Source organism: Ancylomarina sp. 16SWW S1-10-2 (assembly GCF_009669305.1).
Taxonomy (GTDB): Bacteria; Bacteroidota; Bacteroidia; order Bacteroidales; family Marinifilaceae; genus Ancylomarina.
On the sequence record NZ_SADB01000003.1, the window covers coordinates 65,883 to 82,158 of the forward strand.

At 35.7% G+C, this 16,276-nt stretch carries 8 protein-coding genes; all 8 read left to right on the forward strand.

What is annotated here, in order from left to right:
- Positions 1 to 14 precede the first annotated feature (14 nt).
- The 8 genes from EMN46_RS03350 to EMN46_RS03385 all read left to right on the forward strand — a co-directional run bounded on the left by EMN46_RS03350 (position 15) and on the right by EMN46_RS03385 (position 16,269).
- Entirely contained in the window at positions 15 to 2,450 is a 2,436-nt protein-coding gene (locus EMN46_RS03350) for a glycoside hydrolase family 2 TIM barrel-domain containing protein (RefSeq protein WP_154199260.1), read from the forward strand.
- Between the two features lie 30 nt (positions 2,451 to 2,480).
- Positions 2,481 to 4,034: a sulfatase gene (locus EMN46_RS03355; RefSeq protein ID WP_229130256.1), complete on the forward strand. Its 1,554-nt coding sequence runs from the start codon at positions 2,481 to 2,483 to the stop codon at positions 4,032 to 4,034.
- Between the two features lie 24 nt (positions 4,035 to 4,058).
- Positions 4,059 to 6,551, forward strand: coding sequence for a glycoside hydrolase family 2 TIM barrel-domain containing protein (locus tag EMN46_RS03360; RefSeq protein ID WP_154199261.1), 2,493 nt, complete (start codon positions 4,059 to 4,061; stop codon positions 6,549 to 6,551).
- A 170-nt stretch (positions 6,552 to 6,721) separates the two neighbouring features.
- Positions 6,722 to 8,239 carry a sulfatase gene (locus EMN46_RS03365; RefSeq protein WP_154199262.1) on the forward strand — a complete coding sequence of 506 codons (1,518 nt, stop codon included), beginning with the start codon at positions 6,722 to 6,724 and terminating at the stop codon, positions 8,237 to 8,239.
- 362 nt (positions 8,240 to 8,601) lie between these two features.
- Positions 8,602 to 11,634, forward strand: a complete 3,033-nt coding sequence (locus EMN46_RS03370; RefSeq protein WP_154199263.1) for a glycoside hydrolase family 2 TIM barrel-domain containing protein — start codon at positions 8,602 to 8,604, stop codon at positions 11,632 to 11,634.
- Positions 11,635 to 11,687: 53 nt separating this feature from the next.
- Entirely contained in the window at positions 11,688 to 13,610 is a 1,923-nt protein-coding gene (locus EMN46_RS03375) for an FAD-dependent oxidoreductase (RefSeq protein ID WP_154199264.1), read from the forward strand.
- Positions 13,607 to 14,740, forward strand: a complete 1,134-nt coding sequence (locus tag EMN46_RS03380; RefSeq protein ID WP_154199265.1) for a hypothetical protein — start codon at positions 13,607 to 13,609, stop codon at positions 14,738 to 14,740. Before EMN46_RS03375 ends, EMN46_RS03380 begins: the two co-directional genes overlap by 4 nt.
- Positions 14,741 to 14,919: 179 nt before the next feature.
- On the forward strand, positions 14,920 to 16,269 hold the full coding sequence (locus EMN46_RS03385) for a sulfatase (protein ID WP_154199266.1): 1,350 nt from the start codon (positions 14,920 to 14,922) through the stop codon (positions 16,267 to 16,269).
- The last annotated feature ends 7 nt before the right edge of the window (positions 16,270 to 16,276 follow it).

A 16,276-nucleotide genomic window follows, 5' to 3' on the forward strand; every position in this document is an offset into this window, starting at 1 on the left:
TAAAGAGATATCACATGAAAAAATATTTAGTAGTAATAGCCTTAATCAGTTTATTTGCCAGTTGTTCGGTGGGTAAAGAAGAACAGGAAAGACAGATTGAAGAAGTAAAAACAGGATGGAAATTCACCAAAGGAGAAGTTGAGAATGGAGAAGCTGTTAATTTTGATGACAGCAAATGGGAAACCGTTAGAGTGCCTCACGACTGGGCAATTTATGGTCCTTTCGATTCGAAAAACGATGCTCAAAGTAAGAAGGTAGTAGCTGATGGTGAAAAAAAGCGAAAGTTACGATTGGGAAGAACTGCTGGACTACCTTATATGGGAATTGGTTGGTATCGAAAATCGTTTGAAGTAGTAGAGAATAATGCGGATAAAAAGCTAAATGTGGAATTTGATGGCGCTATGAGTCATGCAAAAGTCTATTTAAATGGCAATTTTGTTGGTGAATGGCCTTATGGTTACACTTCATTTTCTTTCGATATTTCTAAATTTTCAAAAGTTGGAGAAAATGTACTTGCTGTAAGATTGGAAAATAAACCTCAAAGTTCACGTTGGTATCCTGGGGCAGGTTTGTATCGTAATGTTCGCTTGGTTTATACTAATAAAGCACACGTTAAGCATTGGGGAACCAATATTACAACACCTCAGGTTTCTGAAAAAATGGCCGAGGTTAAAATAAAAACAACTGTTGTTGGAAGCGATAAGTGTACTTTGTTAACCGAAATATACGATTCCAATAAATTGTTGGTTGCTACTAAAGAATCAGAATCGATTTCAGGTGATGAGAAAGAACTTGAGCAGAGCTTGCAAGTTAAGAATCCACAGTTTTGGTCAATAGAAACTCCCGTTATTTATACTGTATTATCTAAAGTTATTCGTGAGGGAAAAATATTAGATGTTTATAAATCAAGCTTTGGCGTTAGAAGTTTTAAATTTACGAGTAATGATGGGTTGCATTTAAATGGGAAAAGGCTTCAAGTTCAGGGCGTTTGTATGCACCACGATTTAGGTCCTTTAGGAAGTGCTGTTAATATTTCTGCTTTGCACCGCCAGTTGGTTATTTTGAAAGGAATGGGTTGTAATGCCATTCGTACCTCTCATAATTCGCCAACTCCAGAGCTTTTAAGTCTGTGCGATACCATGGGCTTTTTAGTTATGGATGAAGCATTTGATGAATGGAAAAAAGGAAAGAATAAGAATGGATATACACATCTTTGGGATGATTGGGCAGAGAAAGATTTAATGGCTTTAATTCATCGCGATAGAAATCATCCATCGGTATTTATGTGGAGTGTTGGTAACGAAATATTAGAACAATTTACTGATGATGGATGGAAAAGAGCGAAGTTCTTGGTGGATATTGCTCATCGTGAAGATAGTTCTCGACCTGTAACAATTGGAATGAATCGAGAAGCGCCAGCACTGAATAATTTCGCTGCACAGTTCGACTTAAAAGGTTGGAATTATCATACGCATTTATATCCTTGGTTAAAGGAGACACATCCAGATTGGAGTTTTATTGCCAGTGAAACGCAATCAACAGTATCAAGTCGTGGCTATTTTGATTTAGATGATGTGCCTCGAAAACATTATGTGCGTGAGAATCTTCAATGTTCTGATTATGCATTGGATTATTGCAATTGGTCGAATACGCCCGATGTTGGTTTTGCAATGCTCGATGATAATCCATTTGTTGCAGGTGAGTTTGTTTGGACCGGTTTCGATTATTTAGGAGAACCATCTCCATATAATTTACAATGGCCAACTAAAAATTCTTATTTTGGAATTGTCGATTTATGTGGATTTCCAAAAAGTGTTTACTACTTGTATAAAGCACGTTGGTCAAAGGAAAATGTATTGCATATTTTACCACATTGGAATTGGGATCAGACTAAGGTGAAAACAGTTCCCGTACATGTGTTTACCAACTTTAATTCAGCAGAATTATTTGTGAATGGTAAAAGCTATGGTGTGAGAACTAAAAACCCGAAAGAGGTTTATGAACGATATCGCTTAGTTTGGGATGATGTAAAATATGAGCCAGGTGAAGTAAAGGTTGTTGCTTTTGATGAGAATGGAAAAACAGCCATGGAAAGTAGCATAAAAACTGCATCTGAGCCATATGCCTTGCAATTGGTGAGTAAGTATGCCAAGATAAAAGCTGATGGTGAAAGTCTCTCTTTCGTAGAAGTAAATGTTGTTGATAAAGACGGTAATTTTTGTCCAACAGCAAATCTATCTATTAAATTTTCAGTTGAAGGAGCAGGAACCTTTCATGCTGCAGGAAATGGTAATTCAACCGATATTACGCCATTCCAAAGTAATGTGAGGAATTGTTTTAATGGAAAGTGTTTGGTTATGCTTCAATCATCCGAAAAGGCAGGAACAATTTCCTTAACAGCTACTTCTGATAAATTGAAATCTGCAAATTTTGAAGTAACAACTCATTAATTTATAGTTTCTAACTAAGAAAGTTGAGAAATGAAAAAATATAAAAAGAAAGAAATGATTCTGAAAAGTAAAATAGGCAAATCACTATTTACCTTGTGTTTTTGCAGTATAATTTTTAGCCTTGTTTCTTGTAGCCAAAGCTCACAAGAGAAACCAAATATTGTATTTATTTTGGCAGATGATTTGGGCTATGCTGATGTGGGGTTTAATGGTTCTAAGTACTACGAAACGCCAGCATTGGATAAGTTAGCAAAGGGAAGTCTGATATTGGATCAATCATATATGTATCCAACATGCTCTCCTTCGCGAACAGCTATATTTACAGGTCAGCAATCATTTAGAACAGGCGTTTATACCGTTCCCGTTTTAGAAAAAGGTACAGATCAAGAAAATATATTTTCTCGTTGGACTGTAAGTAAAGAATTTCCAATTTATGCAGAACCTTTGGCTGAAGCCGGATATAAATCAATACATCTTGGTAAATGGCATATTGTTGGTCCTTATCCTGAAGAGGAACTAAATAAGAGTTACCCTTTCAAGGAGAAACTGACTCAACCTAGCCCTGGAGATTATTCTTGGGTGGCAAAACACAAGACGGACGAAATTAAGCAGTTTTATCCTGAAGGACGTGGCTTTCTGAAAAATGTAGGTGGTACTTTCCGTGGCGATCCTGCCTTTGAAGAAGGTGGCTACAAAAGCGAAACAGGTGGTTACCTAGCTCCGTTTAGTAATCCTTTTATTGAACCTAAACCTGATGATGAATGGCTTACAGATAGACTAACTTCTGATGCTATAGAGTTTATGGATCAACATAAAAAAGGGCCGTTTTTTGTCAACCTAGATTTTTATGCGGTGCATCGTCCAATAAAGCATCGTAATCCAGAATTATACGAAAAATACATCAATAAAGAAGGAGATACGATTACTGGGCAAGGTGTTGGTAAATATAAAGAGATCATGGCTGGATATGCCACAATGGTAGAGTCGCTTGATCAAAATGTGCAACGTATTGTCGATTATCTAGATAAAAATGACTTGCGAAAAAACACCATCATCATCTTTTCTTCGGATAATGGTTATAATGGCCGACAAAGTAGTAATAACTTAATGCGAGGGTCAAAAGGATATATTTACGAAGGAGGAATTCGAGTTCCAAGTTTAATTAGCTGGCCAGGTAAAGTCCGTGCAAGAAGAACATCGGAACCAGTTACTTTATTAGATTATTTTCCAACCTTTCTAAAATTGGCAGGAATAAATGATTATAAAGGTACATTGGATGGAAATTCTTTGACAGATCTATTCGAAAATGATTCTGATTTATTCGCAGAGCGACCTTTGTTTTGGCAATTGTCTAGTGTGTTTAAACACGGAACTTGTTCTGTTATGCGAAAAAAACAATACAAGCTTATTCAATTTTTAGCGACTGGCGAATTGGAATTGTACGATTTGCAGAAGGATCCAAAGGAGTCACATAATTTGTCTTCAGAAAACCCAAATTTAGCTAATGAGATGTTAAGTGAATTAGTCGCTTGGCGTAAGGCAAATCATGTTCCACTTCCTCCAAATTCTGTTGTTTCAAATTAGAGTATCAAAAAAAAATAATTAACAATGAAATATAATATTATAAATCGAAGCACTGTTTTGCTTGTACTGGTTTTTTGTGCCTTAAATTTATTTGCACAAATATCAGGAGGTGAACGTCATCCGTTTGGCTCACAGTCTGTCATTATTAATGATAACTGGTTTTATCTTGAGAAAGACAGCGAACAAATTCCAACTGAGAGCGATAATGATTACGAGAAAATAGCACTACCTCATACTTGGAATGCACAAGATGTTTTAGAAACGAAAGATTATAGAAGAGCCGGTTCTTGGTATCGCAAATATTTAACTTTTTCAAAAGAGCAATTAGATCAACGCCAGTATTTAAAGTTTAATGCGGCTGGTCAGCAAGCCAAAGTATATCTTAATGGCGAAGAACTTATTCATCATATTGGTGGATATAGTGCTTTCATCTGCGAGCTAACGGGTAAACTAAAGCCAGGTAAAAACAAAATAGACGTTTGGGTTTCTAATGCAGATAGTCGAAATATTGCTCCACGAAGTGGCGATTTCAATTTCTATGGCGGATTGTACCGATCAGTAGAGCTAATTTCATCACCTAAGTTGACTATTTCTAAAAAATATTTTGCTAGTTCTGGTGTACGTGTTTGGAGTGAAAAAGTGAGTGCTGATTTAGCCGATTTGCACATTAGTGCAAGAGTTGATAACGGAACGAATAAAAGAAGTAAGATTGAAATTATTGCTATCGTTCAGGATAAAATGGGGCATGTTGTATCCACAGGAAAATCAAGATCTAAAGTTAATCCTGGGACAACTGAACTCGTGAAAGTTGCAATGACTGATGTTGTAAATCCATCACTGTGGAGTCCTGAACATCCAGAGCTTTATCAGGTGAAAATTGAATTGCATTCTAAAGGTCAATTACTTGATGAGGTGGTCGTGAATCACGGATTTAGATGGTATGAATTTACTGCTGATAAAGGATTTTTCTTGAATGGGAAAGCATACAAATTGAAAGGCTTAAATCGTCATCAGGACAATTATGGAGAAGGAAATGCTGTGAGTTTGGAGCATCATTTAAGGGATATTAAATTGATAAAAGAGTTGGGCGTTAATTGGTTGCGTTTGGCTCATTATCAGCAAGATGATTATGTTCTTCAACTGTGCGATAAAATGGGAATATTGGTTTGGGAGGAAATTCCATATGTAAATAAGACATCTTTCGAACCTGAGTTTGAACAAAACCTTCAGTCTATGATGAAAGATTTAATCAATCAGCATTTTAACCATTCTTGCATCATTTTGTGGGGAATGGGCAATGAAGTTTGGATGGGTGATAGAGGAGATGGTAAAGCCAATATTTATGATATTGTAAAGAATTTAAATGATTTAGTACACAGCGAAGATCCTGTTCGGAAAACCGTTTTTGTAAATGGAGACAATAACAGACCAATCGATTTTAAAGTATATGAAATTCCTGATGTTTTTGGATACAATTTGTATAGGGGATGGTATGGAACGCATTACAATACGTTTACCGAAAGGGTGAACGAATTGCATGCAATGATGCCAAATAAACCGCTAATAATCTCTGAATTTGGTGCAGGATCTGATGTTCGGGTACATACAGAGAATCCACTTCGACAAGATTTTAGTATTGAGTATCAGAATAACTTTTTGGAATCGCATTTGAATCAAATTGATAAAATAGATTGGTTGTGTGGTGTTAATTGGTGGTCGTTTGCCGATTTTGGTGCTGCTCATCGTGGAGATACAAAACCTCATATTAACCAAAAAGGATTAGTAACCTTTGACAGACACAAGAAGGATATCTTTTATCTTTTAAAATCGAAATGGAGTAAAGAGCCAGTTCTTTATTTAGAAACTCCCACTTGGGAAGAACGAGGTGGCGATGCCAATAAGGTTTATCGTGTTTTCACCAATATGAATGAGGTGGAATTGTTTCACAATGGGAAATCATTGGGAAAACAAACAAATGGTTTTAAGTGGAATGTGGTTTTAACAAAAGGGATTAATAAGCTAAAAGCAATTGGAGTAAATAGCGATTTGGTGAAAGAACACGGATTCGAACTTTTCTATGATAATACCGTTTCGGAGTATACAGTAAAAGCAAGCGGTGAGTCTGTAGAGAATCCTGCTTCTTTCCTTATTGATAGAAATCCTGAAACTTTTTGGTGTGCTAAGGGCGATTGTTTTGTTGAATTGGATTTACAAAGAATTCGTTTAGTTAATGGACTGAAAATTCAGTTTTATAACCTAGCAAAAACATCCTATAAACTCAAAATACAAGGTTCAGTTGATGGTGAAAACTGGAAGGAGTTATTTTCTGGAACAAGTAATAAAAATGCTCAAATTGAATCCTTTATTTTTTCAAAACAAGAGGAAATTAGATATCTAAAAGTTGAAGGTTCTGGAAACAATTTAAACGATGTGAACAATTACAGAGAAATTAGTCCCATCCTTAGTTTCGAAAAGCAAGAAAAGAATCTGTATGAAAAAGTTGGTGCAGGAGAGTAAAGCCTGCAGAGAGAATGGGTCTTTTATTTCCAATAAATGAGTATGTCTTGCATTATAACCTAATATGTGAATGCAATCGAACTCATAACGACATGTATTTTACTAGGAGAGACTAGTGTAATCTTCTTGTTTCTTTCCTTTGATACAAGAAATTTTAAATATAAAAATAAATGAAATCAATCGTTTCCAAATTGGTGTTAGTAACTATTGCTCTAAGCATTTTTACTTCAATAAATACCGATGCACAAGTTAAAAAACCAAATATTCTTTGGATTGTTGCCGAAGATCTGAATCCAAATATGGGTTGTTATGGAGATACAATCAATATGGGGCATACGCCTGTTATTGATAAGATGGCAACAGATGGTGTTCTGTTTAAAAGAGCTTATGCTACAGCTCCAGTTTGTTCTGCTTGTCGTTCTGCTTTTATAACAGGTGAAATGCAAACCACAACAGGTACTCAGAATCATCGTTCAAGTCGTACGACTGATGGTGAGGTCGTGCCTGAAGAATTGAGAATTTACTTACCAGACGGAATTAAAACATTACCAGAATTAATGAAAGAAGCTGGTTATTTTACGTTTAACAGTGGTAAAGATGATTATAACTTCTTTTACGATAGAACCAAGTTATACGATGTTGGTAATGCAAAAGATTATGTACCAGGAATGAATGGTTGGCAAGGAAATCATCCAGAGCATAATTTGTCGTGGACAGAAGATGTTTGGGGATCGAGACCAGATAAAAACCAAGCTTGGTTTGGTCAGATAGAAATAATGGGTGGAAAAAGAGATTACAAATACGTGCGTGAAGGAGAAAAGTTAGCTACTAATGATGTGCCTTTACCTCCTTATTATCCAAATATAAAATCTCAACGTGAAGCTTGGACTCAGCATTATAATGCTGGTAGAGGTTCAGATACTCGTATTGAATTAATATTGAAACAGCTCGAGGCCGATGGAGAATTAGATAATACAATAGTATTCTTTTTCTCAGATCATGGAAGTCCTACATCATTGCATCACAAACAGTTTTGTTACGAAGATGGATTGCATGTGCCTTTAATGGTTATTGGAAATAACCCGTCAATTAAACCAGGAACAGAAGTCGAAGATTTGGTGTCATTATTGGATGTTACTGCAACAACAATGGCTTTAGCCGGATTAAAAGTGCCTGACTATATGGATGGACAGGATTTATTTGCAAAAGATTATAAGCCTTCAGAATATATTTTTGGTGCTCGTGATCGTTGTGACTTTACGATTGATAGAATTAGAACTGTACGCTCAGACAAGTATCGTTACATTCGAAATTTTTGGCCAGAGCGTCCTATGATGCAACCTAGTTATAGAGATTTAAAACCGATTGTTAAGGATCTTAAGCAAGCTTACGCTGATGGTAAATTAACACCTTATCAGGAAACTTTCTGGTTTGGTCCTCGCCCAGAGGAGGAATTATATGATATTGAAGCCGATCCATTTGAAATGAATAATTTGGCGACAGATTCTAAGTACAAATCAATACTTAAAAAGCATAGAAAAGTACTGAATAAATGGATTAAAGAAACGGATGATAAAGGGCAATACCCTGAAGATCCTGCTCAGTTGGAAGCGACTTATAATCTTTGGAAAAATCGTCCTCAGTTTAAGAATGCAAAGGTAAACCCTGAGTACGATCAATTTAAGTAGAATTTATTTTGAAGAATAGTTAGTTAGATAGTTAGTAATCTTGAGAGAAGCATTAAATAGTATTTACACAAATACTGTTTAATGCTTTTTTTTTGATCTAAAGTGTTGTTTTGCTTACTATTGATGTTTCGTTAAGATGAAAGCTTAAAGAATCAAAAATAGCTTGTATTTGCAGATAAACATGTAATATTTACTACTGCGCACATTCTATGAACTGTCAGAAACATTTAAGCAATCGTTTTCAGGTATTTTTGAATAGTGATAAGTTTAGATTTAAAGTTTAACTTATTTGTAAAAAAATCATTTGTTTTACTGATCTCAAATTGCAACTATTAGAAAATTAAATAAAGCCGATTTTAAAAATGAAGAAATTATTATTCCTATTATTCTTAGCGATAAGTATGAATCTATTGGCTCAAGAGCGAATTAATTTCAATTCAGACTGGAAGTTTAAATTAAACGATCAAACTAAGGCTGAACTTGTGACTTATGATGATTCAGATTGGCGCGTATTGGATTTGCCTCATGATTGGAGCATCGAAGGAGAATATGATATAAATAATCCAATGGGGGGGCAATGTGGTTATTTGCCTTCGGGAATTGGCTGGTACCGTAAAACGATTGCCGTTCCTACCAATTGGAAAGGGAAACATGTTGAGGTGGCTTTCGATGGGGTGTTCATGAACAGCACAGTTTGGGCCAATGGCAGAAAATTAGGTGTTCGTCCGTATGGTTGGATATCTTTTGCATATGATATTAGTAAGGAAACAATGAGTTCTGATTCAATAACCTTTGCTGTTCGTGTGGATAATGACAAGCAACCGTCAGCACGTTGGTACACAGGTAGTGGTATTTATGCCAATACTTGGATCGATGTAAAAGAAAATATACATGTTGCCAATTCTGGTATTTTCATTCGAACCAAAGGATCTACTGTTGAGATTGATACGGAAATAAAGAATGAATTGGATAAAAAAGCAAAATTGACTCTCCTAACTTCTATAAAGGATCAATCAGGTAAGATTGTTGCAAGCAGAAAGGATAAATTGAAAGTTGATGCTTCCAATTCTTTTAAAGTCAATCAAACTATTGATTTGGATCAAGCTAAATTATGGTCTTTAGAAAATCCATATTTATATACTGCAGTAAGTGAAATCAAATCTGGTAAGAAGGTACTAGATCGTGTAGAAACTCGTTTTGGTGTTCGTGATATTGAGTGGAAACCAAAAACTGGGATGTGGATTAATGGCAAGAATGTAAAATTACAAGGTGTTTGTAATCATCAGGATGCCGGAGCTTTAGGAGCTGCCGTCCCCGATAAAATTTTACGTTTCAGAATACAGCAACTTAAAGACATGGGTTGTAATGCAATTCGTACCGCTCACAATCCTCAAACACCTCAATTTTACGATATGTGCGATGAAATGGGCATGTTGGTAATGGATGAGATTTTCGATGGTTGGATGAAAAAGGCTGCCAACGATTATGGAGCTCATTCGTTTCAAGAATGGTGGAATCGTGATTTAACTGATTGGATTAAACGTGATCGTAACCATCCTTCGGTGGTGATTTACAGTGTAGGAAACGAAACTCGTGGTGAAATTGGGAAAGATATTGTTACTCGTTGTCATGAATTGGATTCTACTCGTCTCGTAACTTCAGGTCATTCTGGTTCTGAATATATGGATGTATTAGGCGTGAATGGAAGTAGTGAGAAAATGGGTTGGTTCGACACAATGGAAAAGGATCGTGTGTTCATCGGAACAGAAAATACGCATACTTGGCAGGTTCGTGGTTTTTATAGAACCAAAACTTGGTATCGTGATGGTTATCCTAACAAAAGACAAAAATCGTACTATTATCCAGATTTAACAGAAGAAGAGGTATTCTCTTACGACTGGACCAACGCTGCCGGAAGAAATAATTACAAGCAAATATTCAATTCGAGCTACGACAATGGGATGGTACGATTAACTTCTCGTCAGAACATTGAACAATTGCGTGATATTCCATATTATGCAGGATCATTTCGATGGACTGGTCATGATTATATTGGTGAAGCAACTTATGTGCATGGCGGTTGGCCTTTTAAATCTTTTATGGGAGGAGCTATTGATATGGCAAATTTTGAGAAGGATTTATTCTACTTATATCAAAGCCAATGGACTTCAAAACCAATGGTTCATATTCTTCCTCATTGGACTCATCCTACACTTAAAGAAGGCACTGAAATTCCTGTTTGGGTTTATTCAAATTGCGATGAGGTGGAGTTATTTCTTAATGGAAAGTCATTAGGTAAACTAAAGCCAGGAGCAAGCTGGGATAAAATGCAATGTCAATGGATGGTAGGTTGGACTCCGGGAGAATTAAAAGCAATTGCTTATAAAGATGGTAAACCTCTAGTTGAAAAAATCATTAGAACTGCTGAGGCTCCTACGCGTATTGCTTTATCTGTTGATGGAGAAGGTTTGAGTAATAAAAATAAAGATATTGTTCAGCTTCGAGTGACGACGACTGATGACAAAGGGGAATTCTATCCTTACGGGGAAAATAGAACTTATTTTCATGTCATTGGATCAGGAAAAATAAGAGCATTGGATAATGGAAGTCCGATAGATGTAGAAAAGCATTTTGAAGCAACAAATCGGATTGCTTTTTACGGCTTGACTCGTGCCTATATTGAATCAACTGACGAAACGGGGAATATAGCTGTTTTAGCATCATGTATTTTAGGAGAGAAAAAGCAGGTTACTTCAAATAAGGTAAGTATTGATGCCGAATTGATATCGCTTAGAGGCGACTTACCTAATTCTGATATTCAAATTTACTACACACTAGATGGAAGTGTTCCAACGACTAAATCTGTATTGTATAAAGGTGCATTTGAGGTTAAATTAGGAACAACGGTTAAAGCTTTAGTTGTAATGAATGGTAAAGAAGTTCAGCAATTGGAAGAACGTTTTGCAAATGATGAAGGTTTTGTTTGGAATGCCAAGGCGGTTGCTGCTAATCCTGGAGGAGATCAGGCAGAAGATGCTTCTTTTGATGATGCTAATATAGAAACTAAGGGTAGTGGTTTCAAAGGTAAAGGATATATCGATTTTGGAAGAAACAGTGGTGGATACGTAGAATGGTATCAGGAAAATGATGGAAGCGAAGGTGAATTTAATTTGCAAATTAGATATAGTGCAAATGATAAAATTCGATCTGAATATAAGATACAATTGACTATAAATGGGAAAAAGCAGGAACTGATACTACCTGCATTGGCTAATTATAGGAAAAATTGGTCTGTTTTTGAAGTAAAAGCACAATTGGGAACTGGTGCAAATACAATACGAGTAACAGCTTTGGAAGATGATGGTTTGAGTATCGATGAATTATCTGTAAAGTAAGTTGCTGATTAGTAGTAAAGATTAAATGATTTTGAAATTTTATTCTAGATAAGATGAAAAGAAGAGATTTTTTTGTGAAAGGCGCATTAGGAGTTGTTGCAACCAGTTTACTTCCAGTTGTTGCAAGTGCTGCTCCTTCCATTATAAATACAAATATGTCCGATCGGTCGAAAGACAAATGGCTACAGGTTGGTTCAGGAAAACGAGGAATTCCCAATAGAGAACAAATAATAGATGTTGATATTCTTGTGATTGGTGCCGGAATGGCAGGGATTTCGGCTGCAGTATCTGCGGCCAGACATGGTGCAAAAACGCTATTAATTCAGGACAGACCAGTTTTGGGTGGTAATGCTTCAAGCGAAATGCGTGTGACTGTAAATGGAGCTCCACAAGAACGAGAAACAGGGATTATTGAAGAGATACTCATTGAAAATTGGGTGTATAACAAGCAGGAATCTTATCCTGTTTGGGATCATGTTTTGTATAACTATATCACGCGTCAGCCTAATTTAAAATTGATGCTAAACACGCAGGCTATTGATGCTGTGATGGATGGTGATAAAATTAAGTCTGCAATTTGTTGGGGATTAACCAACGAAACTGAATATACTATAAATGCAAGTCAGTTTATTGATTGTTCGGGCGATGGACTTTTAGCAGCAATTGCAGGTGCTGAATATAGAACAGGACGCGAAGGAAAAGATGAGTTTAACGAATCGTATGCTCCAGATCAGCCAGATGGTTGGACAATGGGAGAGTGTATCATGATGATTACGAAAGATATGGGGCGCCCAATGCCATTTAAAGCTCCAGATTATGCTTTACCGTTTGATTACGAAACAGCTTTTAAGGATAAGCACCGTAGATTAAAACAGTTGAAAGAAGGATTTTGGTGGATTGAAGTTTGTGATGATTATGATATTATTGCTAAACGAGAGGATACGCGTCATAAGTTAATGGCTTATTTTTACGGTGTTTGGGATTATATTAAAAATTCGGGAAACCATCCCGAAGCAGATAATTTAGCGCTTGATTGGATTGGTTCCATTCCGGGTCGTCGGGAGTCTCGCCGTTTTATGAGTGATTACATTTTAACACAGAACGATATATTGAAAAATCCTCATTTTGAAGATGCTATTGGTTTTGGAGGTTGGTCGTTGGATGAACACAATCCAGGTGGTATTGAGAATTTGAGCGAGCCAGCAAGTTATTTCCATCAAAAATCAAAAGAAATATACGAAGTGCCTTATGGCATTTTATATTCAAAGAATATTGAGAACCTTTCCTTCGCGGGCCGAAATGCAAGTTTAACACATATTGCTTTATCTTCAACTCGAATTATTTCTACTTGTGCCCTCATGGGACAGGCTGTAGGTACAGGTGCTGCAATTTGTCTTCAAAAAGGAATCAATCCTCGAGAATTGCGTAAAAAGCACATGGATGAATTGCAGGAACAATTGTTACGCGATGATGTGTTTATTCCGAATCGTCCAGCAGTAGATACTAATGATTTGGCTAAGAAAGCAGACGAAATTATGGGATCATCAACCGTTTCGGGAAATTCTAAATTTTTGATCGATGGTGTTTCTCGTGATCGTGGCGAAGAAATTCATCATTGGGAATCGAATGGTCTTGATGCTGAACTTCAGTTGGAATGGAAAAAACCAGTGAAAATTTCAAGAGTAGAATTGAAAGGGGATACCAATGTGTTACGAAAAATAATGATGCATAAAAATCCGCAAAAGAATATCCAACAAAAGCAGATTCTTGATGTGCCACCAGAATTGATTAAAACAGCTACTGTTGAAGCTCGAGTGAGAGGGCAATGGGTTGAAGTTGCTAAAATTGAAGAGAATATTACTCGATTAATAAAAACCAGTTTCGATCAGGTAAAAACGACGGCAATTCGTGTTAAATTGAAAGAAACCTGGGGTTATAAAAATGCAAAATTGTTTGAAATACGTTGTTATTCATGATTTTTATTAAGCTTAGAAATATAGCCTTGTTTTTATGTCTGTTGCTACCTTTTAATAAGTTGGTGGCAGCAGATATTACATTGTCATCTCAAAGTGAAAAGGTGCATCAGGTCATTTACAAGCATCCTGCACAAAAAGATTCAAGTCAAATGAATCAAACCCTTTTTGAGACTCCCGACAAGGCGTTTTATATGGATGTTGTTTCTGTTTACTGTTTTGCAGATGTTTGTAAAATAGATACGGTGCGAATTTATTGGAATGATATAGGAAAGTATCAGAAATTTGAATTAAAACCAGGTATTAATCTTGAAAAAGCAAAAGGAGAGGTGTTTACTGCTCCAGATTATAAAAAACTTCAATTGATTTTAAAAGACGAAAATTCGCCGTTTAAAAATATCAGTATAGACAATATAATTAGTACGCAACAAACAGAATATGGTGATATTGATGCTTTTTCAGGAGCTACGGCCATTAATTTAGATGAAAGTGTTTCGATTAAAGGAGCGGTATTAACTGTTTACACTCTTTGGCATTGGGCAAATGGAGGTTTAGTAAGTATGATTAGGAAAATTACTGCTGATGCTGCAAATAGTATGGATCTGATCGATTATTTGGCAAATAAGGATGTTGAACACAAACTTTTTGCGATAGAACAGTTAACCAAGCGAAAGGCTTATGACGCTCTCTTGCTGGAGTCTGTTAAAAGTCAATACGGAGTAGAATCTCAAAAGTTAAAAAGAAGTGTTATTTCTTATTTGGAGAATGCTCCAGAAGAAGTATACATCAATGCTATTATGGATTTGTTCGATTCTGATAATTCAAAGCAACGAATTGATTGCTTACAATCACTAATCGTTAGCGATACTCATCTTACTGTTGATTTGTATCAAAAACTTTATCGGCAATTATGCCATCAGAAAACTTACCATGAAGTAGATTTACTTTTTACACTTCTTGAGAAAAACACTACTTTTTCTGATGAGCAAATAGACCCTTTATTTATATTTTTAACCAACTCGAATATTTTGATCTCGCGAAGAGCTTATTGGTTTCTAGAGAATAAAAATATAAACAAAAGACAAGAGAAAATTTTAAAAGAATTTTTAAAAAAGAATAGTGAATATTTGTAAATTAAAGTGAGGTGAATTTTATATTGTTCCAATTTTCGACATATAGAACAGTCTTGAATGTTAGAATTGTCCTTAATAATGGAGATTTTACGGATAAATACAAGAACTAAACTTAGAAAGACAATTACTCACTTAAAAAGTATAATATTCGTACTTAGATAATTAAAAAAAACAAAATAATGATAAAGCAGGTAATTATAGCATTTCTTGTTATGGCAAGTTTGCAAGTGGTAGCACAGAAAAAACCGAATGTAGTTGTGTTTTTTGTTGATGATTTAGGATGGGCTGATGTTGGGTATCAAAACCCAGAATTCAATACACCTAATATCGATCAGTTTAAAAAAGAAGGTGTGAACTTTGACAGAGCATATGTTGCTACGCCAACTTGTAGCCCAAGTCGTGCGTCATTATTGACAGGAAAGGAACCTATTCGACTACAAATGCCTCGACACATTACTCAACCTGATAAAAAAACAGGTCGAAATACAAAAAAATACAATCTATGGCCTACTGATCCAGTTCAGATGCCATCAATCAATTGGTTACCATTGGACGAAATCACCTATGCTGAACGCTTAAAGGAATTTGGCTATTATAATATGTTTATTGGAAAATGGCATTTAGGTCATGAACCTTATCACCCAATTCATCAAGGTTTCGATGAGCAGTATGGAACGAGTAATTTTGGTCATCCAACCAGTTATTACCAACCATTCTTTAAATTTATGAATCCTCTAAAGGATATTTCTGACGATAAGTATTTAACCGATGTTTTGACGGATAAGGCTGTCGATTTCATTGAAAACTATGATAAGAATCAGCCTTTTAGTTTAACGGTTTGGCATTATGGTGTTCATGGTCCTCAGGTTGGACGTAAAGATCTAATTGCTCAGTATAAAGCTAAAGGATGGGAAGATCGTTATGCTGAATATGGTGCAATGGTTTCTGCAGTGGATGAATCCTTAGGAAGAATTAGAAAAGAACTTGAAGAAAAAGGAATTGCCGATAATACAATTATTTTATTTACATCCGATCAAGGTGGCTATTTTACTAATTTTCCACTAAGAGGTGGTAAAGTTGGCGGAAATACACTTGGTGAAGGTGGTGCACGCGTACCATTTGTTTTATATTATCCAGGGGTAACAAAAGCAAATACAACTTGTGATGTGCCTATTCAAACCTTAGATGTTTATCCAACATTAGTTGAAATAGCATCAGGAAAAAAATGTATTGAGAAACAAATACAAGGTAAAAGTTTAATGCCACTATTAAAAGGTGAGAAATTTGCAGATCGTGATCTTCACTTTTTCCGCTCTTACGAAGATCAGTATTGTTCTATGATTTCAGGAGATTGGAAATATATAAAATACCATAAAGGGAAACCTCAACTGTATAATATTAAGAACGATATAGGAGAAGTTCGTAACCTTATTTATATGAAAACGGCTATTGCAAATAAAATGGCTAAGAGATTGAGCGATTGGGAACAGGAAGCTGTACCAAGTAAGGAATCATACAATTGTAAATAAATTCTAA